Origin of the sequence: Kribbella soli, from assembly GCF_004331345.1 — a bacterium.
GTDB classification, from domain to species: Bacteria; Actinomycetota; Actinomycetes; order Propionibacteriales; family Kribbellaceae; genus Kribbella; species Kribbella soli.
The window spans coordinates 1-23,929 of the sequence record NZ_SJJZ01000005.1 but is presented as its reverse complement, the minus strand read 5'-3'; the positions used below and the strand labels follow the sequence as shown (position 1 = coordinate 23,929).

The window sequence follows — 23,929 nt, the reverse complement described above, 5'->3', positions numbered from 1 at the left end:
GGTCCATGACCGAGCTGCCCTCCGAGTACCACCGCCGGCTGCCGTACGGCGAACGCATGTCGGCCGAACCGTTGCTCGAATCGCCGTTCTTCCCGTTCGAGGGCGAGCTGGAGGTCGTGCCGCTGGCCGATCCGGTGCTGCCCGAACCGCCGCGACGCGGTGCGGACGGCGGTCAGCCGTGCCCGAAGTGCGCGGATCCCGACGGGTCCGTGATCTGGCGCGACGAGCAGTGGACACTGAAGGCGTTCGAGCCGACCGGCCTACCGCTGGTGGCGATTCTCGAGCCGCGCGAGCACTACCGCCTCGACAATCTGCCACCTGAGCTGACCGCCACCCTCGGCTCGATGATCCAGCGCGTGGCGAAGGCGATCCAGAGCATCGACAGCGTGGGCCGGACGCACTTCAACCGCTGGGGTGACGGCAGCGAGCACTTCCACCTGTGGTTCCTCGCCCGCCCCGTCGGCATGATGCAACTCCGCGGCGCGATGATCGCGGCCTGGGACGACATGCTCCCGAAGATCCCCGCCGACGAGTTCACCGCGAACATCCGCCTGGTCGCCGCCGCCCTCGCGGAGGACGGCGGCGAAGCCGTTGGATCAGCGGGAGCCGAGTGACCGCGCGACGATGATGTCGGTCTTGCGCACCGGCGGGCCGTCGACCGGTGCCGGGTCGTCGGGCGTCGGCGCGATCCCTCCTGCCGCCACCCGGTCGAGTGTGGCGAGCCCGAGGCGGTCGACCGAGCCGAAGACGGTGTAGTCCGGCCGCAGCCGCGAGTCCCCGAAGACGAGGAAGAACTGCGACCCGTTGGTGTTCGGACCGGCGTTCGCCATTGCCAGCGTGCCGCGGGCGTACACCTTCCGCGTCCCGGTCGGGTCGTCCGGCCAGTTCGGCAGGTCGGTGGGCAGCTCGTCCTTGTACGAGTAGCCCGGCCCGCCCTCGCCCGTACCGCTCGGGTCACCGCACTGCAGCACCTTCAGCGTCGGGTACAGCGTGAGCCGGTGACAGGTGGTGAAGTCGTAGAAGCGGCTCTTCGCCAGGTGCAGGAAGCTCTGCACCGTGCACGGCGCCTTCGCGCGGTCCAGCGACAGCAGCATGGGCCCCTGGCTGGTCGCGACGACGACTCTGACGATCCCCTTGTCCGGTGTGTGTTCCGGGTCGGGTGGTAGCGACACCGGACGGGCAGGCGGCTCGTCCGGCGTCACCGTGTAGCCACATGGTCCCTTGGTGCTCGGCGGCGTACCGGTGGCGTCGGCCGGTGCTGTGGCGACCAGCAGACTGGCCACTGTCAGCACCGCGATCACGATGGTCTTCCTCATCAAGAATTCCCTCCCGCAACGGTGAAGAGCCGTAGGTCACGGTTCTTGGGCAGCGCGATGCTGACCGGGGTCTGCGTCAACGTCACAGGTGCCGTGGCGAAGATATGCGTGATGACGTTGTCCTTTCCGCCACCCGATTCGTTGCGGTACGGCGTGGTAGCGACGATCACGTTGCCGTAGTGCAGGGTGTCGCCGCCACCGCCCAGGGTCCAGTCGCTGAAGGACAGGTCGATCTGCGACGTCGTACCGTCCGCGTAGTTGAGCGTCGCGGTCGTCTGCTGGTTGCCGTTGACCGCACTGCCGATGAAGGACAGCTTCGTCGTACCGACGGGCAGGTTCAGGTTGAGCAGCTGTCCGTCGGCCGGCACGTTGTCGGGGTCACCGGCGCGTACGTCGGGCCACGTGAAGCTGAGGCCCTGGACAGTACCTGTGCCGCCTGCAGTCAGACCGGCCGCGGCCAGGGCCTGACGTGAGTAGCTGACGCCCCCGCCGTCGTAGTCAGCCTCGGTGTGGTCGCTGTTGTCATCAGAGATGCCCACGCCTTCACGTAGTACGAAGAACGAGTTCGGTTGCCCCACGACCACAGTGAAGCCGACCTGTGGCAAGGCGGTTCCGTCAGCCGCCTTCATCTCCACTGTGACGGGGTAGCGACCGTTCGGCGTACCAGCGGCGGCTGTGATCGTCACAGACGCACTACCGACCTTGTCGACGTGGAACGTGCCGGTAGTAGGTGTCGCTGTGAGACCAGCAGGTGTCTTCAGCGTGTAGCTCACGTCCTGCGCCGTCCCACTCAGCCGGTGCGCTTGCAGGGTTACAGGTGCACTAGTAGTGCCAGGAGCGATGACTACGCGGCTGGTGTCAGTAGAGGTCTGGAACGGGATCTCGCCGGTCCGCCACGACGGCGGTGCGTCCTTCGCGCCCCAGGCCTTGTTGGGCGTCGTACCGAGAGTGAAGTCCAACGTCCCGCCACGCTGTACGAACGACTCCGGCAGCCAGGGCTTCGTCGAGGTCTTCCCGTTCACCTTCAGCGACTGCACGTACTGCGCATCCGCACCCGGAGCGTTGATCCGGATGGTCTTGCCGTCGCGGTGGATCACAGCACGTGGGAACAGCGGCGCCGCGACCTGGAGCTCCGCGCGGCTCGGTACGTCCGGGTAGAGGCCCAGAGCGGTCCACACGTACCAGGACGACATCGCACCGAGGTCATCGTTCCCCGGGATCCCTCCGGTGCTGGTGTTCCACAGCTGGGTCATTGCCTGCCGCAACGTCTCCTGCGTCTGGTACGGGCGGCCGGTGTAGTTGTAGATCCAGGGCGTGTTGATCGACGGCTCGTTGTCCATCTCGGCGTGAAGTTCCCCTGCACCGGTCAGCGCCCAGGTCCCGTCCGGGTTCTTGAAGAACGCATCCAGCCGCTGGTTAACGGCGTCCGCACCACCCATCGCGTCGACCAGACCGGCCCGGTTGTGCGGCACCATCCAGCTGTACTGCGCACTACTGCCTTCGGCGAACCCGTCGTACGTCGACGGCGTGAAAGCGGGCCAGGCACCGTTGTCGTCCCGGTTCTGGATATAGCCGCCGTTGCCCGGGTTGAACACGTTCTGCCAGTACTGCGACCTGGTGAGGAACTTCTGGTACGTCGACGTGTCGCCGGTCCGTTGCGCGAGCTGAGCCAGTGAGAAGTCGTCCGTCACGTCCTCGAGCGTTTCGACCGCACCGCCCCAGGCATTGGACTTCGTGGGGATGTAGTGCAGTGCCAGGTACTTGTCCAGCGACGGCCGCTGCCCGATCGACATGACCGGCTTACCGGCCGAGCTGAGGTCTTTCGCGGTCGGCACGGTCGCTGCCTTCACCAGCGAGCGCAGTGCGCCGCGGGCGTCGAAGTTCGTGCCACCGAACGCGTAGATGCCGGCCACAGCTGGTGCGGACGGGTCGCCCGTCATCACCGCCGTACTGCCGGACGCGTGCGTCCACCGGTCCCAGATGCCGTCGTTCTGCGTGGCTTGGTTGAACAGCGACTGCGCGATGTCTCCGGCCCGCTCGGGCTCGAGCAATGTAACTAGTTGCAGTTGAGACCGGTAGACGTCCCAGCCGGAGAACGTCGCGTACTGCGCTTGCTGCCCGCGCGACAGGTAGTGCGGTTTCTGGTCGAAGCCCCAGTACTGGCGATTGACGTCGCTGAACACGTTCGGGTGCAGCAGGGCGTGGTACAGCGCGGTGTAGAACGTGGTGCGCTGGTCCGTCGTACCGCCGGTGATCTCGATACGGTCGAGCTGCTTTCGCCACGTCTGCTTGGCTTTCGCGGCCGTGACGGCGACCGACGTACCGCGCGGGTTCTCGGCACGCAGGTTCGCCAGCGCGTTGGCGGTGCTCACGTAGGAGATGCCGATCCGCATCGTCACCTTGTCGCTGTCGAAGCCGACGTACCCACCGGATCCCTTGTTCGGCGGCATCCACCCGTCGGCGCCGTACGTCGTACCGCCGCGGGCGCTCGTGTTGCCCGGGGTCACCGTGGTGTCGGTCCAGGTGCCCTGGTTCTTGAACGGCTGGTCGAACTCGGCGACGAAGTGCAGCGTGTAGTAGCTGCGCTGCCCGACGCTGGCCAGGTAGCCGCAGAAGTTCCCGCTCGTCACCGACCCGCTCACAGTGCGGTGCGCCGCGTCGATGCTGACCTGCGCGTCGCTGGATCCGACCTCGGAGTTCGACGTACGGAACATCAGAGTCTTGGCCTTGTCCGCCGGAAACGTGAACGCCGCCGACCCGGTCCGCGTGGTCGCACTCAGCTCCGCAGACACCCCGGAGTCCAGACCGACCTTGTAGTAGCCCGGCTTCGCGACCTCGTTCGCATGGCTGTACGTCGACGCGTAGAGCTCGTCTTTCGCATCACTCTGCGGCGAGCTTTTCACCTCACCCGCCAACGGGAACACCGGGATGTCTCCCGAGCCGCCCGCACACCCGGTCCCGCTCATATGCGTCAGGCTGAACCCACGAATCTTGCTCGCCGAGTACAGGTACCCACCCGGAGCAGCAGTCCGGTACGCATTCCCCCGACTCGTCTCCGGACTGAACGAGAACATCCCGAACGGCACAACCGCCCCCGGAAACACGTTCCCCGCATTCGACGTACCCACCAACGGATCCACCTGCTCAGTTGGATCCAAGGAACTGCTCGTGATCCGGCTGCTCCCGACGGCCTCCGGTATACGCAGACCGGCAACCACCGGATCAGGCGGCGTCGCCGTCGTCGGATGACCACCGGAGCCGGGCGCGGCCGGCGTGGGCACGGCCTGAGCCGTCGTAGGAGCGATCGCAGCGATCAGAGCAGCAGCAAGTACGGCGGACAAGCGCATGGGCGGCCAACCTTCGACGTCGGAACGGGGCGGTGTGACATCGTTGTCAGCAACAAATACCCGGCTACGGAACGCACGTCAAGAACTACGCGAAGTTCCGGAACTGCCGACTACGCCCCCGGCTCCAGGGTCAGCGACCGAAACTGGTCCATCTGTGCGGCTTGTCCGCCGCGGGTTTGCGCGCTCCGGTGGCCGATGGCCGACCGGACTGCACTGCCGCCACCGCGTTGAGGGTTTCCTTCACGGTCCGGGCCGAGTCGTCGACGCGCTCGCACACCGCGGCCACTCGCCCCTGGACCTCGGACGTCTTGAGATGCGGCTCCTGGGAGAGTTGCTGGAACTCCGTGCGGATGTCGTCGGTCAATCGCGCGCGCAGGTCCGCCAACGCGTCCCGTGCCGGCTCGAAGTTGTCCCGCAGGTGAGATGCCAGTTTCGCGTCGACAACCCGTTCGAAGATCTCCTCCCGCGGTGCCTTGAGCAGATCGCGGACCGCGTTGTCGGGCCATTCGCCCCGTGCCCGCCCGTACTGAACGGCCAGCGCCAGGGCGGCGTCCCGGGCCACCGGATGCTCGGGCTCGCCCTCCTGGGCGTCCCGCAGCCTCGACCCGAGCTCGGGGCTGAGCCGGTAGCAGATCCGGTCACCGTTGACGGCCCAGTCCGCGTGCCGCAGCCCGTCGTTCAGGAACCGATCCGCTTCGCCGCCGGCGTCGAGTGCCATCTTGATGGGTCCGCCCCCTTCGGTCTCCCGGGCTTCGATGCGCTTGTCCAGCGCCGTGAACGTGACAACCCGGATCGCGTGCCGGAGCTCGGTCACCTCGTCAGAGCTGAGCGAGTGAGGTCGTTCCGCCGCGGCCTCGAAGGCGCGACCGATCGCGTTGTCGAACACCATCGACCCGTCGGGCTGCACCGCACCCAGCGGCCCGGTCGACGCGTCGAACGACACGCCGGCCGTGTTGCGATGGACCTTGAGCTCGCCCCAATCGATGACATTGACCACGAGCTTGTCGAGAATTGTCTTCGCACCATGCGATGGCTGCGACGTGCTCACGAACCGATCTCCTTCTGCTCGCCGTCGGATGTCCGCAGGACACTAGCGACGAGATGGACCACTCTCGATGTGCGGCAGGTAACGATGCCGGCATCCAGACCCGGGATTGCTCAGGTGTGGTCCTTGGCCGGCCACGGGGAGTCGGCCGGGCGGAGGGTTTCGAAGCCGGGGCCGTTGAGGGCGGTCCAGGCGGCCAGGGCGCCCATGATGAGGATGGGGTTCTGGAGATGGCCGGCGAGGGCGGCGCCTACTACGTCGATGAGGGGGGCCCAGACGGTTTCCATGTCGGCCTCCTCGTGCACCCTCTCGAACGACTCCGGAGCCGGCGACAGGTCGCGGGCCAGGAAGATGCGAACCGCCTCGTTCGTCAGGCCGGGTGAGGTGAACGCGTCGACCAGGATCCGCCAGTCGGCGGCCTTGGTCGCGGTCTCCTCCCACAGCTCACGCTCGCCGCCCAGGCGGTACTGCTCCCCCTGCACGTCGAGCAGCCCGGCCGGCGCCTCGAGCAGCTTGTAGCCGACCGGGTGCCGGTACTGACGGACGAGCAGCATCCGGTTGTTCTCGTCCAGCGCGACCACGCCGACCGCTCCGGGATGTACGACGACATCGCGGACGAACGACTCACCGCCGGGCGGTTCGATGGTGTCCCGGCGTACCGAGATCACCCGGCCGGTCTCATGCACGGTCTCCGAAGCGGAGACCGGCCAGCGCTCGGGCTGATCCGCCAGCCCGGCGCCGAACCGGAGCTCCGGGTAGTCGGTCATCGAGCCTTGACCGTCTCGGCCTTGGCCTTCTCAGCACCAGACTTCTCAGTGGTCTTCTTGGCCACCGGCTTCGGGTCCTCGACCGGGAGCCGGGACTCGCGCTGCCGCTCAATGGCGGCCGCGACCAGCCCGGAGAACAGCGGGTGCGGCTTGGTCGGCCGCGACCGCAGCTCCGGGTGCGCCTGCGTGGCGACGAAGTACGGGTGCACGGAGCGGTCCAGCTCGATGAACTCGACCAGCTCGTTGTCCGGCGACAGCCCGCTGAACACCAGCCCGGCGGTCTCCAGCTTGTCCCGGTACGCGTTGTTGACCTCGTAGCGGTGCCGGTGCCGCTCCTGCACCGACGGGCCGCCGTACAGCGAGCGGACGATCGAGCCGTCGGCCAGGTTCGCCGGGTACAGACCGAGGCGCATCGTGCCGCCCAGGTCGCCGGTGCCGGCGACGATGTGCTTCTGCTCCTCCATCGTCGCGATCACCGGCTGCTCCGCGTCCGGGTCGAACTCGCTGGAGTTCGCCTGGTCGAGACCGGCGAGATCCCGCGCGACCTCGATCACCATGCACTGCAGGCCGAGGCAGAGCCCGAGGATCGGTACGCCTTGCTCGCGGGCGTACCGGATGGCACCGATCTTGCCCTCGATCCCGCGCACCCCGAACCCGCCGGGGATGCAGATCGCGTCGACGTCACCGAGCAGCCGGGCCGCGGCCTCGGGCGTGGCGCACTCGTCGGAGGCGATCCAGCGCAGGTTCACCCGGGCGTCGTTGTCGAACCCGCCCGCGCGCAGCGCCTCGGCGACCGACAGGTACGCGTCCGGGAGGTCGATGTACTTGCCGACCAGCGCGACCGTGACCTCGTCCTTCGGGTGGTGCACGACCCGCAGTAGCTCGTCCCAGCGGGTCCAGTCGACGTCACGGAACTGCAGGTTCAGCCGGCGGACGACGTACGCGTCCAGGCCCTCGGCGTGCACGACCTTCGGGATGTCGTAGATCGACGGCGCGTCCACGGCCGCCACGACTGCCTCGACATCCACGTCGCACATCAGCGAGATCTTGCGCTTCACGCTGTCCGGGATCGGCCGGTCGGCGCGGCACACGATCGCGTCGGGCTGGATACCGATCGAACGCAGCGCGGCGACCGAGTGCTGGGTCGGCTTGGTCTTCAGCTCACCGCTGGGCGCCATGTACGGCACCAGCGAGATGTGCAGGAAGAACACGTTGTCGCGGCCGACGTCGTGCCGGACCTGCCGGGCCGCCTCGAGGAACGGCAGCGACTCGATGTCGCCCACCGTGCCGCCGATCTCGTGCAGTACGACGTCGACATCCGGGCTCGCCATCGCGAGCATCCGTTCCTTGATCTCGTTCGTGATGTGCGGGATCACCTGAACGGTGTCGCCGAGGTACTCGCCGCGGCGCTCCTTGGCGATCACGCTCGAGTAGATCTGGCCGGTGGTGACGTTCGCGACCTGGGAGAGGTCCCGGTCGAGGAAACGCTCGTAGTGCCCGATGTCCAGGTCGGTCTCGGCGCCGTCGTTGGTGACGAACACCTCGCCGTGCTGGAACGGGTTCATGGTGCCGGGATCCACGTTGAGATACGGATCCAGCTTCTGCATCGTGACGCGGATGCCCCGTGCCGTCAGCAGACTGCCGAGGCTGGATGCTGTCAGTCCCTTACCGAGACTGGATGCCACGCCACCGGTGACGAATACGTGCTTGGTCTGCTGCGAATTGGAAGCCCTGTCCACGGGTCTCCAGCCTACCTCTTGTCAACCACCGGTCGCGACGAGACCCGCGTAGATGTCGAGCAGATTCTTCGCCACCGCGTCCTCGTCCATCCATCTGGAGGCCAACTCCCGGCCGCGTGTCCGCATAGCGTTCGCGGTGTCGGGCTCCGCGAGTACGGCCCGTACCCCGTCCGCCAGCCCGTCCGCGTCAGCGGGAAACGCCAGTACGGCGCTGTCCCCGACCAGCTCGGGTACGCCGCCGACCGCGGTGGCCACGACCGGTACGCCGACCTGCATCGCCTCCTGCAGTACGAGGGCGCGCGCCTCCCAGTGTGATGTGAGCAGAAACACATCGGCCGCACCGAGCAGCTCGGCCACGTTGTTGCGGTGCCCGAGCAACCGGACCGGTAACTCCTCCGCGTCGATCCGCGCCTGCAGGTTGTCCCGCAGCGGCCCGTCACCGACGACCACGAACACCGCGTCCGGAGTCGACTCGTGGACGCGGGCAGCCACGGACAGCAAGGTCGGGTAGTCCTTCTGCGGCGCCAGGCGCCCCACGGTGAGCACCATGGGCTGCTCGCCGATCCCCAGCTCCCGCCGTACGTCGGCACGCCGTGTACGGATCCGTGGCATCGCCGGAGCGGCCACAGGTGCCAGCTGCGCGTTGCGGGCGCCGAGGCTCTTGGCCAGGTCCACGAGGTCGCTGGAGGCGCCCAGGGTCAGGTCGGCGCCTCTGGCAACCAGCCGCTGCCCCATCCGCATCACGAGGCCACGTGGTCCTGGCGCGATCACCGCGTTGTGCCACGTGACGACCAGCGGGCGCAGCCGGGACCTGTCTCGGAGCGCGGTCATGCCGGCGCGGTAGCCGTGCGCGTGGATGACGTCGCAGTCACGGAGTCCGGCGGCCTGGGAGACGACGGTCGCCGGGGCGAACTCGAAGTGCTCGGCCGTGCCCGGTGGAGCGCACACCACCACCTCGTGCCCAGCACTCACGAACCGCGGCACCAGCGAGGCGACGTGCTGCCCGATACCGCCCCGCGACTCCGCGAGCAGCAGCCCGATCCTCATGGTTTCTCCTGTCGTACGAGTGCGCGAGCGTCCGCGCGATCCAATGCAAGCACGACCACGGCGTACACGACGACGGCGGCGAGCCCGGAGAGGAGAGAGAACACCACTGCCTTGCCTACTCCACCGTCTCCTGCCGGCAGTGCCACCGCCCAGCCGGCTGCACCGGCCAGCACAGCGCCCGCCAGTGCAGTGAGGTGCGCACGTGGCACTCCGGTCAGTACAGCTGGTCCAGCCTCACGACGTAGAACCAGGAGCAGTACAGCCGCACCTGCGACCGTGCCGACAGACATCGCGGCAGCCAGCGCGGGTACTGCGTCCCAGCGGGCCGTGAGCACCACACCGGCTACAGCCACGAGTATCCAGGCCGCGGATGTCACCACGGCCACCTCACGTCCGGAGTGCCGGGCATAGAGCACCCGGCCGACATGCATCAGTACGGCGAACCCGATGGCAGCTGGGGCGAACGCGAGGAGTCCGTTGGCCAGTGAGGTCGCCTTGGCCTCCTGCACCGCGCCGTCGTCGTACGCGAAGATCCTGGCGACCGGTACCGCCGTACCGACGAGCAGCGCGGCGCCTGCGCCACCGGCCAGCATCACCGCGCGGGTGGACGCCGCGGCGTAGCGGTCGAAACCCTCCCCTGCCTCGAACGCTGCGGCCAGACGCGGGAAGACGGCTGTGGTGATCGGCACGGCCAGCACTGCGTACGGCAGGAGGTACACCGCGTTGGCCCACGTGTACACGGCAATGCTGCCCGCTACGCCACGGTGGTTGGCCAGGTACGTCGTAACGACGAAGGTGAGCTGTTGCGCGACCAGTACTGCCAGGCCGGCGAGTGCGAGCTTCCGCAGTACCGGTCCGACACCCGGATCCAGACGGAGCGTCGGTCTGATCGGCAGGCGGAGCAGGAGCATCGGGACTAGGACTGTAAGAGCTAGTGCGAGGACGCCGGCCGTAGTACCCCAGGCCAGTAGATCGGTGGCGCCTTGCGAGGCCGAGTCCGCGTCAGGCGCTGTGCCGGCGAACAGGAAGTAGGTGCCGACGACCACCAGGCTCGAGATCAACGGGGCCCACGCACCGGCCGCGAAACGCTTGTGGGACTGGAGAACCGCGGTCGCGACCACCGCCACGGCGTACCCGAAGACCTGCGGCACGAAGATCGCCAGCATCCGGGTCGCGGTCGCCGTGGAGCTCGCGCAGTCGGCGCCAGGGTCGAGCATCGCGTCGGTGTACTGCCCCGCCAGAACCCAAGCCAGCAAGGCGACCGGGGCCAGCAGCACGAACGACCAGGACAGCAACGCCCCGATGATCCGCCCCTGCGCCGCCCGGTCGCCGCGGGCGACAGGCCCGGCCAGCACGGGAATGACGGCACCCGCCAGCGCCCCACCGGCGACCACTTCGAAGAGAATGTTGGGCAGCTGATTGGCCGTCGTGTAGGCCTCAGCCAAGCAGCCCGCGCCGACAGTTTTCGAGAACACCAACCACCGGCCGAAGCCCACAACCCGCGCCAGAACGGTGACGGCCGCAACAAGCAGGGCCGCGCGGGCGAGCCTGCTCACCTGGGTCGACGGCCCCACTGGTCGATCTTGTCGAGGACCGGGGTGTCGGCGATGACCTTGGTGAAGCTGACCTTCTCGCTGGCCAGGTTGAGGCCGACGACCGCCGCCAGGACGAGCGTCTTCAACGGACGCGGGAGCGACGCCGCGAGCGCCGTACCGGTGATGGCGCCGAGGCCGTTCGCGCCGCAGTCGCCCAGCATCGAGCGTTCACCGAGGTCGGACGGAGCGGACGCCACGGCAGCGCCGACGACGGCACCGGCCGGACCGTTCACGACGGCCAGCGGTGCGTTCAGGGCGGTCACGGCCTTCAGCGCGCGGCCCGGTCGCAGGTCGAGGAGGTTGGTGAGGTTCGCCGTACCGGCGATCAAGGCGCCGTCGGCAACGACCCCGGCGACGGCCTTCACGCCGCGCGACTTCCGCGGCAGCAACGCGGCGGCCGCGAGACCGGCCGCGCCGACCCCGAGGATCTTCACCGCGCCGCTCGTCACCTCGCCGCGCTTCAACGCGCTCAGGTGACCGCGGAAACCCTTCGCCTGCGTGGTCCCGCGCAGATCGTCGTACGCACCGACCGCACCCGACACCGTGCCGGCCACCAGCGCGGCCGCCTTCACCTTGCCGCTGCCGCGCGAAGCCGCGACGCCGGCCAGTGCACCGAGCACCGCCACCGGCCCCTCGAGCAGCGTCACCGGCTCACCGCGGTGATTGGTCCGCTCGAACGGCTCCCGGGTCTCCTTCGGCAGCTTCTCCGCCGCACGCTCGAGCCCAGCAGTAGCGGCCGCCGCGATGGCGGCGCTCAGAATTCCCACGTCAGTTGTCCTTCGTCTGTACGGCCGACGGCGCGACGCCGTTCTTCGCGTTGATCGCGCCGTACTGCCCCGCCTTGCCCTCCGCCTGCTCGACCAGCGAGAAGACGACCGTTGCCTGTCCGGCGGGGATGTCGGCCACGTCCACCGAAGAAACGATCTTGGTGGCCTCGGAGTCACTCCGCAAGGCCTTGATGATTCCGCCGTCGGCCGCGGTCACCGGAGTCCCCGCGACCACGACACCGCTGCTGCCCGTGTCCAGGCCCTCGATGAAGTCGACGCTGTCGTTGTACGTCGAGTTGTCGGGCACCGGCGTCGGCGGCTTCGCGGCAATCACCAGGACCAGCGTCGCCCGGTCCTTGATCTGCGACGGCTTCAGCGACAGCAGCTTCGCGCCGGTCATGCCGCTGATCACCTTGGTCGAGTCCGCGTCGCCGGTCTTGCCGTCCTCCTTGGCCGCGATCCCACGCGCCAGCAGCAGCCCGGCCCGCTGGTACGTCGTACTGTCCGTCGGGATCTGCATGTCCGCGGTGACCAGCTGGTTGACCAGCGACTCGACCAGCTGCCGCTGACCGGTGTCGAACATCTTCGCGTCCAGCGCGACCTTCGTGGTGACGACGGCGCCGGACTTCTCCACCTCGTCCTGCACGCTGTTGGTCAGGTCGTTGTCCGCGTTCGGCATCGTGACGATCGCGATCTTCTTGTTCGTCAGCTTGCCGGCGGTCATCCCGGCGGTCACCTTGGCGACGTAGTCGTCGCGGTACTTGTCGAGTGCCTTCACCTGCACCAGTTCGGCGCGGGCGTCGGCCAGCTGCTGACGGTCCTTCTCGGCCTGGCTCGCGACGAATTCCTTGCCGGTGCTCTTCAGCGGCCCGGCGCCGAGCACCACACCGGCGCCCAGGGCGAAGAAGATCGCCACGATCGAGACGATGTGGTAGCGAAAGTCGATCACGTGAACAGCTCCCGGATCCAGTAGACGAAGTCGCCCCAGCGCGCCCGCAGGATCGACCAGACGACGTCGTCGGCCCCGATGGCGACCATCGCCACCCCGACCGCGAACAGGCCGGCCACCATCAAGGCGACCACCTGGAACGTCGAGACCCGGCTGCGGTACAGCCGGGAGACGCCCTTGGCGTCGACCAGCTTGGCACCGACCCGCAACCGGGTGATGAACGTGCTCGCCATGCCGGGGCGCCCCTTGTCGAGGAACTCCACCAGCGAGTTGTGGGTGCCGACCGCGACGATCAGCGAGGCGCCCTTGGAGTCGGCCAGCAGCATCGCGATGTCCTCGCTGGTGCCGGCGGCCGGAAACTCGATCGAGTCCACGCCGAGCCGCTCGAGCCGCTCGGCGCCGGGCGCGCGGCCGTCGCGGTACGCGTGCACGACCACCTCGGCGCCGCATTTCAGGGTCTCGTCCTTCACCGAGTCCATGTCGCCGAGGATCAGGTCCGGGACGAACCCGTTCTCGACCAGCGCGTCCGCACCGCCGTCGACACCGATCAGCACCGGCCGGTACTCGCGGATGTAGGGCTTCAGCGCGACCAGGTCCTCGCGGTAGTCGTACCCGCGGACCACGATCAGGACGTGCTTGCCCTCCATCTGCGTGTGGATCGCCGGTACGCCGACGCCGTCGAGCAGCAGATCCTTCTCGCGACGCAGGTACTCGAGCGTGTTCGCGGTGAACGCCTCGAGCTGGGTGGACAGCCCGGCGCGGGCGTCGTCCATCAGCTCGGCGACCGACTTGCTGTCCTGGGTCATGCCCTTCGCGACCGCCTCGTGGCCGCGGTACAGCGTGCCGTCGTCGAGCCTGACCTGCTCGCCCTCGTGCAGGACCGAGAAGACCTCGCGGCCGACGCCGTCGACGAGCGGGATGCCGGCCTCGACGAGGATCTCCGGCCCGAGGTTCGGGTACCGGCCGCTGATCGAGTCGGCGACGTTCACCACCGCGGCGACCCGGCAGTCGACCAGGGCCTCGGCGCTCACCCGGTCCAGGTCGACGTGGTCGATGACCGCGATGTCACCCGGCTTCAGCCGTTTGGTGAGATTCTTGGTACGTCGATCCAGCCGGACCACTCCGGTGACGCCGGGCAGTTCAGTGGGACGTGCTCTCCGCAGGCTGGGCAGTTTCATCGCACCCTCATCCTGCCATGTCAAGAGCCCCTTCCCGGCTCATTTACCCGGCCCGGCCCTTGTTCACGCACCGAATTAACAGTGACTGTGCGTCAAATCATCCTTTGGAACGACTCTTCCGGCGCGGTTTGTGCCGTTCGGCGGCAAGTGCGAGCAGTTCCTCGGCGTGCGCCTGCGCGGCATCGGAGTTCTCCAGGCCGGCCATCATCCGGGAGAGTTCCTTCAGCCGGGCGTCGTCGTCGAGCGCGATCAGACCGCTGGTGGTGACGGACCCGTCGTCGCTCTTCAGCACGACGGCATGACGGTCCGCGAACGCGGCGACCTGCGGCAGGTGCGTCACCACGATCACCTGGGTCTTCTCCGCCAGCCGGGCCAGCCGCTTGCCGACCTCGACCGCGGCGCGGCCGCCGATCCCGGCGTCGATCTCGTCGAACACCAACGTGGGCACGGGGTGCGTGTCCGACAGGATCACCTCGAGCGCGAGCATCACCCGGGACAGCTCACCACCGGACGCCGCCTTCTGCAGCGGGCGCGCCGGACTCCCCGGGTTCGCCGCGAAGCAGAACTCGACGTCGTCGATCCCGAACGGGCCGGCCGTGGTCTCGTGCACCTCGACCGACAGCTTCGCGTGCGGCATCGCCAGCCCGGTCAGCTCCTCCGACACCGCGACGCCGAGCCGTGCGGCCGCCTCGATCCGGGCGTCCCGCATCTGCTGACCGAGTTCGGCGAGTTTCGCGTCCAGCTCGTCCAGCTCGGCCGTCAACTGCTCGACGCGCTCGTCGCTGCCGTCGAGCTCGGACAGCCGCTCGGCCGACCGCTTGGTCCATTCGATGACCTCGTCGACGGTGCCGTCCTCAGCGCCGTACTTGCGAACCAGGTTGGTGAGCAGCGAACGTCGCTCGCTCACCACAGCCAGCCGGGCCGGATCGGTGTCGACATCGGCGGCGTACGACGAGAGCTCCTGCGCCAGATCAGCCGCCAGGTACCCGAGTTCGCCCGCGCGGTCGGCCAGCTCCGCGAGCTTCGCGTCGTGCTCGCGCTCGCCGTCGAGGACCTGTTTCGTCAACGCCAGCAGGCCGAGTACGTCGTTCGGCCGCGTGGATTCGAGGTCTTCCGACGCCAGCGCGTCCGCCGCGTTCGTGGCCGCCGTACGCAGACCGTCGGCGTACGCGAGGCGGTCTTCCTCGGCCGCGAGCTCGCTGTCCTCGCCGGGCAACGGCTCCGCCTTCGCGACCTCGTTCAGACCGAACCGCAGCAGGTCCGCCTCGGCGAGGCGATCACGCTCGCGGGTGGTCAGCTCGGTCAGCTCGGCCTCGACGTCACGGTGCCGCTTGTACGCGGCGGCGTACTCCTGCAGCGGCACCAGAACCGCCTTGCCCGCAAAGGTGTCCAGCGTTTCGCGCTGCCGCGCCGGCTGCAGCAACCGCCACTGGTCCGCCTGGCCGTGGATCGCGACGAGATCCCCGGAGACCTCGCCCAGCACGGACACCGGGACGGACGCGCCGCCGAGGAACGCCCGTGAACGGCCCTCCGACGACAACTCGCGCGCGATCAGCAGCTCGTCGTCGTCCAGCTCGCCACCACGGTCCTCGGCCTGCTGCACGATCGCCCGCGGTACGGCGCTCGCACGACCCTCCACCCGCGCCCGCCGCGTCCCGTGCCGCACCAGACCGCTGTCGGCACGGCCGCCGAGCAGCATGTTCACCCCGGTCACAACCATCGTCTTGCCGGCACCGGTCTCACCCGTGACCGCGGTGAAGCCCGGGTCGAGGTCCAACGTCGCGTCCTCGATCACGCCCAACCCAGTGATGCGGATCTCCGAAAGCATTGTCAGTTTCCGTTTCCGTTGCGTTTGCGCTCGGCGGCCCCACGCCAGCCGAGCACCGGGAGGTCGAACTTCGCCACCAGCCGGTCGGTGAACGGCGCCTCGTGGGCCCGGGCCAGCCGGACCGGCGTCGAACCCCGCCGTACCTGGATCTCGGCGCCGGGCGGCACCTCGACCATCCGCCGGCCGTCGCACCACAACACGCCGCGGCCGTGCCAGGACGGGACGAGCTCGATCGACAGCCGCGACGTCGGCGCGACCACGATCGGCCGCGAGAACAACGCGTGCGCGCTCAGCGGCACCATCAGGATCGCCTCGACCTCCGGCCACACGATCGGTCCGCCGGCCGAGAAGGAGTACGCCGTACTCCCGGTCGGCGTCGCGACCACGACGCCGTCACAGCCGTAGCGGGACAGCGGGCGGTCGTCCACCTCGACCAGAACCTCGAGCATCTTCTCCCGGGCCGCCTTCTCGACACTCGCCTCGTTCAGCGCCCAGGTCTCGAAGATCAGCTCGTCGTCGAGCCGTACGTCGACGGCCAGCGTCATCCGCTCCTCGACCGTGTAACTGCGGTCCACCACCACCTGGACGATCCGCTCCAGGTCGTCGACCTCCGCCTCGGCCAGGAACCCGACGTGGCCCAGGTTCACCCCGAGCACCGGCGTACCGTGCGGGCGGGAGAGCTCGGCACCGCGCAGGATCGAGCCGTCGCCGCCGAGCACCATGATCAGCTCGACGTCGTTCGCCGCCTTCTCCGGGTCGTCGACGATCTCCACCGGGTCGAGCTTGAGCTCCTCGGCCTCACCGCCGAGCAGCCGGACCAGCATCCCGGCGTCGGTCAGCAACCGGTGCGCATCACGGGCAACCTCGACCGCCTGCTCCCGGCCGGTGTGCGTCACCAGCAGCACGCGCCGCGGCTCGTGCTCAGCCACCACTGCCTCCACTCTTTCTGCGTTTCCCGCCCCACCGCCCCGGTCATTGCGGTCCGCGCTCGATGGCGGTCAGCAGCATCGTCTCATCGAGAGGCGGTGCTTCCCGGCGTATCCACAGGAAGTATTCGACATTTCCTGACGGACCAGGTAACGGGCTGGCCGCTACGCCTTCGATTCCCCAGCCCAGGTCGTGCGCCTTGGCGGCGACATTCCGGACCGCGTCCGCCCGCAGTTCGGGGTCCCGGACCACGCCGCCCTTGCCAAGCCGCTCTTTGCCGACCTCGAACTGCGGCTTCACCATCAGCACCAGCTCGCCGTCCGGCTTCACCACCCCGAGCAGCGCCGGCAGCACGAGCGTGAGCGAGATGAAACTCAGATCGCTGACCACGAGATCGACCGGTTCACCACCGATATCCTCGAGCGTCAGCGTCCGGACGTTCGTCCGGTCCATCACCGTGACCCGCTCGTCGGTCTGCAACGCCCACACCAACTGGCCGTACCCGACATCGACGGCAATCACGTGCGCGGCGTCATGGCGCAGCAGTACGTCGGTGAATCCGCCGGTGGACGCACCGGCGTCGAGGGCACGGCGGCCTTTGACCTGGACAGCTGGGAACGCTTCGAGGGCGCCGATCAGCTTGTGCGCGCCGCGGCTCGCGTAGCCGGGGTCCTCGTGCTCGGACGTGTCGACGACGATCGGGGCATCCGCACCGACCCCGGTCGCGGGCTTGCTGGCCACGGTCCCGGAAACCTTCACCTTGCCGGCCGCGATCAGCTCGCTCGCGTGCTCACGGGAGCGCGCGAGCCCACGCCGTACCAGCTCGGCATCGAGCCGCGACCGCTTGACTCCCTTGGCCACTCGGCTCTTCCGCTAGTTCCGGTCGCCCTGGTCGGCGTCGGCTTCGACCAAGGCGGTCTGCAGCCGCTCGTGCAGGTCGGCGTACACCTCACCGTGCTCACTCACCGGCTTCTCCCGCAACTCGTCCAGCCGAGCCATCGTCTCCTCGACCAACGGATGTCCGCCCTCTTCCTGGGTGGACGGCTCGCTCGCCGGGTCTTCGGCCTCGTACGCCGGGTCCTCGGCGGAGCCGGCCTCGAAGGAGTGCTCGTACTCCTGGCCGGGAGCGCGCGCGAACTCCGGGCCGAACTCGACCGCAGCGGGATCCACGTGCTCAGCGACGTCCTGGGCACCGGGCTCGGTGTCGTAGTCGGGGTGCGACTGAGTCTCCTCGGACTGATACGGGTCGAAGCCGGGCTCGACGTCCGGGTCCACGTCCGGTGGGAACTGCTCGCCGGGATGCTCAGTCATGTCAGGCCTTCTTCGCCGTCTTCTTGGCCGGAGCCTTCTTGGCCGCCTTCTTCGCCGCAGCCTTCTTGGCGGGCGCGCTCTTCTTTGCAGCCGCCTTCTTCGCGGGAGCCTTCTTCGCCGCCTTCTTGGCAGGCGCCGGAGCCTCCTCGACCACGGCGTCCACGACCGGAGCCGGCGCAGCGGCCTGCGCCTCGGCCAGCTCGGTCTCGAGCGTCTTCACCCGGCGGGTCAGCGCCGCGACCTCTTCGGAGCGGACGAACCCGAGCCGCGCGACCGCGCCCTCGACCTCGTTCGACACGATCGCCTGCAGCAGCTGACGGTTGCTCTTGCTGGTGGCAACGATCTCGTCGGCCAGGTCACTCGCCCTGGTCGTCAGCGCGTCCGCCCCGGTCTGCTGCAGCAACGCCTTCGCAGCCGCCTGGGCCTTCTGCTTGGTGACCTCGGTCAACCCGTTCGCCAGTTGTACGTAGCCGCGCAGTGCGTCCATCACCATGACTGCCTCCTCGCATCGTTCCCAGCAACGGTATCGCCTCCCCGCCGCAACACCAGCCCGCCCCGCGCCCGTGGGGCTTTGAGGCACGCTACTTGTCGAGGCCGATGCGGTGGAGGGCGGCGTCCAGGGCGATGGTGTCGGCGGTCGGCGCAGGCTTCGGGCGTGGCCGGCGGCCGCGGGCGGTGGCCTTGGCGGGCTTGGTCGGCTCGGCGGGCGCGTCGACGGCGGCCCAGACCGCGGACAGGATCGCGCGCAGTCCGTCGTACGGCGCTCCCTCGCCCTTCACCGTGACCGCGTTGTTCACGACCTCGGCAGTCCAGCCGGCCGACGTGTGCTTCGAGCCGTTGACAGTCACCCCGGGCTGCTTCTCGGCCAGCGCCCCGAGACCTGCGGCGACGTACGTCGGACGCTGGTGCTTCGGCGCCCGCGCCAGGTCGTACGCGTCGTTGACGCCGGTCGCGACCCACAGGCTCGCGATCCCGACCGCGTTGGCGCCCTCGATGTCGGAGTCCAGCCGGTCCCCGATCATCAACGGGTGCTTGGCTTCCAGCCGTTCGATGCTCGTCTCCAGCAACGGCGGTTCGGGCTTCCCGGCAACGACCGGGTCCACGTCGACCGCGGCCCGGACCGCCTGCACCAGCGTGCCGTTCCCCGGCGCCTTGCCGGCCGCGGTAGGGATCGTCAGGTCGAGGTTGGTCGCGAACCACTTCGCGCCCTCGTGGATCGCGTGCGCGCCGTCGGCGAGCATCACCCAGTTCACGTCCGGGTGGAAGCCCTGGACGACGGCGACCGGCCGCGCGTCGCTGGTCCGCACCGGCGTCAGCCCGTACTCCTCGAGCGCGACGATCAGCCCCTCGCCGCCGACCACGAGCACCGGCGATCCCTTCGGGAACTCGCTCGCGATCAGCTTCGCGGCCGCCTGCGCCGACGTCACCACGTCCTCGGGGATCACGTCCAGCCCGAACGACGCGAGGTGCTCGGCAACGATTCCCGCCGGCCGGCTCGCGTTGTTCGTGATGTACCCGATCCGCATGCCTTCCTTGGCGGCCTTGCGGAGGTTCTCCGGCGCGTCCGGGACCGGATCCGGCCCGACGTACACGACGCCGTCGAGGTCCAGCAGCGCCACGTCGTACCGGGTCGCGAGCGGTTCGTCACACGCCGAGAGCGGCTGCGGCGGTGTACGTTCCGCGCTCACGCTTCACCCCGTACGATTCCGCGCATGCTGGATCCACGGGGGGTGCTGAGCCTCGACCCACTGCGTGCCTGGCGGTTCGTGGCGGGCAAGGTCAGCGCGCTCGGCGCCGTCACCTCACCGCCGTACGACGTGCTGGAACCCGCCATCGTCCGGCGGCTGACTGACTCTGATCTGCACAACATGGTGAGGCTCATCCTTCCACGCGATCCGGACCTCGGTCGCGGCCGGTACGACGAACCCGCGCACCGGCTCGCCGGATGGCAGCGGGACGGTGTGGTGGTGCAGGACGAGCGGCCCGCGCTGTACGTGTACGAGCAGCGTCTGGGGAGCGCCGTACTGTGCGGACTGGTCGGTTCGCTGCGGCTGGACCCGACGCGGCAAGTGGTGCTGCCGCACGAGGAAGTGATGCCGCACTGGGTCGACGACCGGCTGCAGCTGATGGAGGCGACAGACGCCGACCTGGAGCCGATTCTGCTCGCGTACGCCGACGGTGGCGCGGCAAGTGATGCTGTGGACGCGGCCCGGTCCGGTGAGCCGTGGGTGGAGGCCGAGACGTACAACGGCGCCGAGCACCGTATCTGGCGGATCGACGATCCAGATGTGCTGGCGACGATCGAGCAGGAGCTGGCCAAACACGAGGCGGTTATCGCGGACGGTCATCACCGGTACGCGGCGTACCTTGAGCGTCAGCTGCGCGAACCGTACCGGCCGACCGCGGAGGTCGGTTTGGCGATGCTGGTCGACTACATCCGGCACCCGTTGACGCTGGACCCGATCCACCGCGTCGTACCGGGTCTGGACCTGGTGACCGTGCAGTCACACACGCCGGCCGGCTGGCAGATGCAGCCCGGTCGCATCGAGGGCGACCCGGACCGCATCTCGGTCACGGACGGTTCCAGCTGGCTGACTCTCCACACTGACTCCGAGGCGCCTACGGTCGCGTTGCTGCATGAGGTGTTGTTTCCGGCGTGGGGTGTGATCGAGGAAGACCTCAGCTTCCACCACACGTTCTCGGACGCACTGGCGTTGGCTGGCCCTCAGCAGCTCGCCGTGGAGCTCGCAGCTCCCCGGATGGACCAGGTACTGCGTTCAGCTGCGCAAGGCGTCGTACTGCCGCAGAAGGCCACGTCGTTCGGCCCGAAGCCACGGGTCGGGCTGCTGTTCCGGACCCTGTGAGTTCAGGGCCGGTGGTACAGGCTGAGGAACTGCTCACGGAGGGGCTTGCGGGCGGCCCGGTGGCGCTCTGTGAGCCGTCCGAGGGTGAAGGAGAGCTCCGGGTCGTCCTGAGCCGCTGCGTCGACAGCCATGGCCGTCAGAGCGTCAGCCGCGGCGCAGTGGTCCTGATGCTGCCCCAGGAGCTCTTGGTACGTCGCTGCGTGCGCTGCAGTCGCCCGTGCTTCGTCACCGAGTACGACGGCGCTGGTGTCGGCGGCGTACCGGACTCGCTTCGCCAGCAGTCGTACCTCGTGCCAGTCGTCGTCCGAGGTCCAGGGCTTGAGCTTGTCGGCTGCCTGGGTGAACTTCTCGGTGGCGGATCGCAGGAGCTGCGGTAGCACCTCGCTGCAGGGCTTTTCTGCCTTGGCGTTGAGGTCGGGAGCTGCTGCGACGGCCTCGATGGTGGTGAGCAGGTCCTTGGTGGACTCCCCCAGGACGACCTCGGCGGAGCGGGCCGCAGCGCGTTCCAGGCCGAGGGTGAGCGTGGTGAGGATCGTGTCGACGTGTTCCTGGTTGTCCTCGCTGTTGGCGGTTTCGCGGACGAGCGCCGCGATCACCTCGAGGTCCCGGGCCTCACCGCAGGCCTGCGCGAGTGCTGACAGATCCGCTCGCAGGTCGGTCGCCCAGTCGCCGGCCAGCAGTTTGCGGAACAGCTTCAGATCGCTCCGCAACCGCCGGCAGGACACCCGGACCTGGTGGATGGCGTCGTCCTCGGCGTTCTGCACCATCCGGACAGACTTCTCGAGCCGGCGCGCGCCCTTGGCCAGCGCGGTCCCCACCAGCACCCGAACTGGCTCGTCACCCGCCGGCACGCCCGCAGCCTCCACGCCCTACTCCTCGCTGCCCTTGGACTCCCCGTCCGTCAACTCCCCGACAACCTCGGAGTCCTCGGACTTCTCCGCATCCTCCGCGTCTACGTCCACTACATCCACATCGTCCTCGCCGTCGACGACCTCCTCAGCATCGAGGTCCTCGTCGGTTTCCTCGGCCGCGTCAGCTGCGTCCGTGGTCTCGGCGGTGTCCTCGTCCTCGAAGTACTCGTCGTCCACGACGGTGTCGTCCTCGTCGAGGTCGGTGAACTCGAGGCCTTCGAGCTCGGCAGCCCGCTCGGCCGCACCCGTCACACCGTCACCGTCGACGCCCGCCGCACGGTGGAACCAGACGAGCGCGTCATCGGTCCGCCCGGCCTCCGCCAGCGCATCGGCGTACGCGTACCGCAGCCGCGGCAGCCACTCGGCCCGCGTCCGCTTCGTCAGTTCCGGCACCTCGAGCATCTGGATCGCCGCCGCGGTCTGACCCTTGTCGCGCCGCGCCCCGGCCGCCACGATCAGCAGCTCGATCTGCGTCGGCTCCGACACGTCATGGACGTGCTTGTCCTTGGTCAGCGCCAGCGCCTTGTCCGGCCGCCCGAGCGCCCGCTCGCAGTCGGCCATCATCGCGATGACCTCGTGGTTGCCCGTCATCCGCCGTACGGCGCGGAACTCGGTGAGCGCCTCGTCGTAGTGCTCAGCCAGGTACGCCGTGATCGCCACGGCCTCCCGCACACCACCGAGCCGAGCCGCCAGCCGCCGCGCGGTCCGGGCGTGCTGGTACGCGAGCTCCGGGTCGTCGTCGAGGAAACGCCCCGACGCCACCAGATGCTGCGCCACCAGGTCCGCCAACGTCCGCGGCAAGGACCGAAGCTCGGCCTTCACCCCACGGTCGAGCTCGGCACCCGTGATCCCTTCCGGAATCTTCGGGTCGTCGCGCCGCGGCCCGACCTTCTCCTCGCGGTCCTCCCGACGGGGCCCACCGCGCCGCTCATCACGCCGGTCGTCACGCCCACCGGATCCACGCCGCTCGTCCCGCGCCCCGAACCCGCCGCGCTCGTCCCGACCTCCGGAACGCCCACGCGAATCCCCGGCTGGCGGACGCCCACGCGAGTCTCCCCGCTCATCACGCCGGAACGCGCCACGCTCTCCCCGCCCAGGCCCACTGGCCCGAGCAGGCCCGCGTCCCCGCGAGTCCCCCACCGGCCCACGCCGAGAATCCCCACGCTCATCCCGCCCGCGATCGTCACGGTCATCACGCCGGAACCCACCACGCTCACCACCCGCGCGATCGTCCCGCCGATACCCACCGCCACCAGCGCCACCACGGTCGTCACCACCACGCTCATCACGCCGATAGCCACCACCGCTCGCACCGCCGCGTTCATCCCGACGGAACCCGCCGCGGTCATCACGTCCGCGATCGTCACGTCCGCCGTCCGCACGGTCATCGCGCCGGTGTCCACCACCACTCGCGCCACCACGGTCATCCCGACGGAAGCCACCGCGGTCATCGCCACCACCACGGTCATCACGGCGGTACCCGCCGCGGTCGTCACGACCGCGATCGTCGCGGCCGCCGCGGTCGTCTCGCCGGGAGCCGGCTACGCCGCGACCTGCACCAGGTCCACGGCCGGAACCGCCCCGATCATCACGCCGGTACCCACCAGAGCGATCGTCGCGCCCACCCTGACCGGACATCTGCCCGCCGAACGGGTCCCGCGCAGACTTGTCATCACCTCGAGAACCGGCAAACCCCCGCCTGTTCTCGGAAGAACTCTCATCCCGATCCCGGTACGACGAACCACCCGAGCCACCCGAACGCCCACCGGCAAACCCGCCCCGCCGGCTCGGCGCCCCGCCGCTACGGCCCGCGGATCCTCCGCGACTTCCGCCGCCTCCGGCACCAGACCCACCACGACCCGCACCCGACCCAGAACCAGAACGACCAGCACCAGTGCCACCACCACCAGTCCCGGAGCCGGACCAACCGGATCCAGAACCAGAGCGACCGCCACCCGAGCCCGAGCGACCCGCTCCAGAGCCCGAACGACCGGCACCCGAGCCCGAACGACCGCCCGAGTTCGAACGACCGGAGTCTGATCGTCCACCACCGGACCCGCCTGAGCGGCCGGCGCCTCCGGACGAACCGCGACGGTCCCCTGAACCGGACCGAGGATTGCGAGGTGGCGTCGCCACGGTGACTCCTAACGATGCTGAAGAGCAGTAATCGGACAAACGTTACCGCGCCCGCAGCGGAGGTGACGTCCTGGTCGGCGGCCGCCGACCCTCCACAAAATGCTAAGGGCCACCCCTAGTGGGGTGGCCCTTAACAGTGTGAATGTCCGGCGGCGTCCTACTCTCCCACGACCTCCCGGTCGCAGTACCATCGGCGCTGGCG

The 23,929-nt window shown here is 69.0% G+C and carries 21 protein-coding genes; 2 read left to right on the top strand and 19 right to left on the bottom strand.

The features are described 5' to 3' along the window. Window positions 1-5: 5 nt before the first annotated feature. The gene (locus tag E0H45_RS35915; protein ID WP_131346129.1) at window positions 6-614 is read left to right on the top strand and encodes a hypothetical protein; all 609 of its coding nucleotides are present in this window, start codon (window positions 6-8) and stop codon (window positions 612-614) included. Here the strand turns inward: E0H45_RS35915 and E0H45_RS35910 are convergent. The 16 genes from E0H45_RS35910 to E0H45_RS35835 all read right to left on the bottom strand — a co-directional run bounded on the left by E0H45_RS35910 (window position 597) and on the right by E0H45_RS35835 (window position 19,504). Then, entirely contained in the window at window positions 597-1,316 is a 720-nt protein-coding gene (locus E0H45_RS35910; protein WP_131346126.1) for a peptidylprolyl isomerase, read from the bottom strand. The genes E0H45_RS35915 and E0H45_RS35910 overlap by 18 nt on opposite strands. Continuing rightward, complete coding sequence (locus E0H45_RS35905; RefSeq protein ID WP_131346123.1) at window positions 1,316-4,663, bottom strand: GH92 family glycosyl hydrolase; 3,348 nt, start codon at window positions 4,661-4,663, stop codon at window positions 1,316-1,318. Before E0H45_RS35905 ends, E0H45_RS35910 begins: the two co-directional genes overlap by 1 nt. Before the next feature lie 130 nt (window positions 4,664-4,793). Next, window positions 4,794-5,711 carry a hypothetical protein gene (locus tag E0H45_RS35900; RefSeq protein WP_131346120.1) on the bottom strand — a complete coding sequence of 306 codons (918 nt, stop codon included), beginning with the start codon at window positions 5,709-5,711 and terminating at the stop codon, window positions 4,794-4,796. A gap of 110 nt (window positions 5,712-5,821) precedes the next feature. Beyond that, entirely contained in the window at window positions 5,822-6,475 is a 654-nt protein-coding gene (locus tag E0H45_RS35895; protein ID WP_131346115.1) for an NUDIX domain-containing protein, read from the bottom strand. Next, the gene (locus E0H45_RS35890; RefSeq protein ID WP_131346112.1) at window positions 6,472-8,214 is read right to left on the bottom strand and encodes a CTP synthase; all 1,743 of its coding nucleotides are present in this window, start codon (window positions 8,212-8,214) and stop codon (window positions 6,472-6,474) included. The genes E0H45_RS35895 and E0H45_RS35890 overlap by 4 nt, the downstream gene beginning before the upstream one ends. A gap of 21 nt (window positions 8,215-8,235) precedes the next feature. Then, window positions 8,236-9,261 (bottom strand): glycosyltransferase family 4 protein, encoded by a 1,026-nt coding sequence (locus E0H45_RS35885; RefSeq protein ID WP_131346109.1) that lies wholly within the window; start codon window positions 9,259-9,261, stop codon window positions 8,236-8,238. Next, the gene (gene murJ, locus E0H45_RS35880; RefSeq protein ID WP_238155594.1) at window positions 9,258-10,835 is read right to left on the bottom strand and encodes a murein biosynthesis integral membrane protein MurJ; all 1,578 of its coding nucleotides are present in this window, start codon (window positions 10,833-10,835) and stop codon (window positions 9,258-9,260) included. The genes E0H45_RS35885 and murJ overlap by 4 nt, the downstream gene beginning before the upstream one ends. Further along, the gene (locus E0H45_RS35875) at window positions 10,814-11,623 is read right to left on the bottom strand and encodes a hypothetical protein (protein WP_131346106.1); all 810 of its coding nucleotides are present in this window, start codon (window positions 11,621-11,623) and stop codon (window positions 10,814-10,816) included. The genes murJ and E0H45_RS35875 overlap by 22 nt, the downstream gene beginning before the upstream one ends. Before the next feature lies 1 nt (window position 11,624). Next, the gene (locus tag E0H45_RS35870) at window positions 11,625-12,572 is read right to left on the bottom strand and encodes a copper transporter (RefSeq protein ID WP_131346103.1); all 948 of its coding nucleotides are present in this window, start codon (window positions 12,570-12,572) and stop codon (window positions 11,625-11,627) included. After that, window positions 12,569-13,750, bottom strand: coding sequence for a putative cytokinetic ring protein SteA (gene steA, locus E0H45_RS35865; protein WP_131346100.1), 1,182 nt, complete (start codon window positions 13,748-13,750; stop codon window positions 12,569-12,571). Before steA ends, E0H45_RS35870 begins: the two co-directional genes overlap by 4 nt. Window positions 13,751-13,847: 97 nt before the next feature. Continuing rightward, on the bottom strand, window positions 13,848-15,578 hold the full coding sequence (recN, locus tag E0H45_RS35860) for a DNA repair protein RecN (RefSeq protein WP_131346096.1): 1,731 nt from the start codon (window positions 15,576-15,578) through the stop codon (window positions 13,848-13,850). Window positions 15,579-15,580: 2 nt separating this feature from the next. Further along, a complete protein-coding gene (locus tag E0H45_RS35855; RefSeq protein ID WP_131346093.1) occupies window positions 15,581-16,507 on the bottom strand; it encodes an NAD kinase in 927 nt (308 codons plus the stop codon). A gap of 43 nt (window positions 16,508-16,550) precedes the next feature. Beyond that, complete coding sequence (locus E0H45_RS35850; RefSeq protein WP_131346089.1) at window positions 16,551-17,366, bottom strand: TlyA family RNA methyltransferase; 816 nt, start codon at window positions 17,364-17,366, stop codon at window positions 16,551-16,553. Window positions 17,367-17,378: 12 nt separating this feature from the next. Continuing rightward, window positions 17,379-17,816: a hypothetical protein gene (locus E0H45_RS35845; protein WP_131346086.1), complete on the bottom strand. Its 438-nt coding sequence runs from the start codon at window positions 17,814-17,816 to the stop codon at window positions 17,379-17,381. Window position 17,817: 1 nt separating this feature from the next. Continuing rightward, window positions 17,818-18,309: a phasin family protein gene (locus tag E0H45_RS35840; protein WP_131346083.1), complete on the bottom strand. Its 492-nt coding sequence runs from the start codon at window positions 18,307-18,309 to the stop codon at window positions 17,818-17,820. 88 nt (window positions 18,310-18,397) lie between these two features. After that, window positions 18,398-19,504 carry an HAD-IIA family hydrolase gene (locus E0H45_RS35835; RefSeq protein WP_131346080.1) on the bottom strand — a complete coding sequence of 369 codons (1,107 nt, stop codon included), beginning with the start codon at window positions 19,502-19,504 and terminating at the stop codon, window positions 18,398-18,400. A gap of 24 nt (window positions 19,505-19,528) precedes the next feature. Between E0H45_RS35835 and E0H45_RS35830 the strand changes: the two genes are divergently transcribed. Beyond that, window positions 19,529-20,680 (top strand): DUF1015 family protein, encoded by a 1,152-nt coding sequence (locus E0H45_RS35830; protein WP_131346077.1) that lies wholly within the window; start codon window positions 19,529-19,531, stop codon window positions 20,678-20,680. A gap of 2 nt (window positions 20,681-20,682) precedes the next feature. Here the strand turns inward: E0H45_RS35830 and E0H45_RS35825 are convergent, their stop codons facing one another. The 3 genes from E0H45_RS35825 to E0H45_RS35815 are packed head-to-tail and all read right to left on the bottom strand — an operon-like array spanning window position 20,683 to window position 23,087. Continuing rightward, window positions 20,683-21,546 carry a CHAD domain-containing protein gene (locus E0H45_RS35825; RefSeq protein ID WP_131346074.1) on the bottom strand — a complete coding sequence of 288 codons (864 nt, stop codon included), beginning with the start codon at window positions 21,544-21,546 and terminating at the stop codon, window positions 20,683-20,685. Window positions 21,547-21,549: 3 nt separating this feature from the next. Then, complete coding sequence (locus tag E0H45_RS35820) at window positions 21,550-22,392, bottom strand: hypothetical protein (protein ID WP_131347203.1); 843 nt, start codon at window positions 22,390-22,392, stop codon at window positions 21,550-21,552. Window positions 22,393-22,409: 17 nt separating this feature from the next. Beyond that, window positions 22,410-23,087 carry a hypothetical protein gene (locus tag E0H45_RS35815; RefSeq protein ID WP_131346071.1) on the bottom strand — a complete coding sequence of 226 codons (678 nt, stop codon included), beginning with the start codon at window positions 23,085-23,087 and terminating at the stop codon, window positions 22,410-22,412. Between the last annotated feature and the right edge of the window lie 842 nt (window positions 23,088-23,929).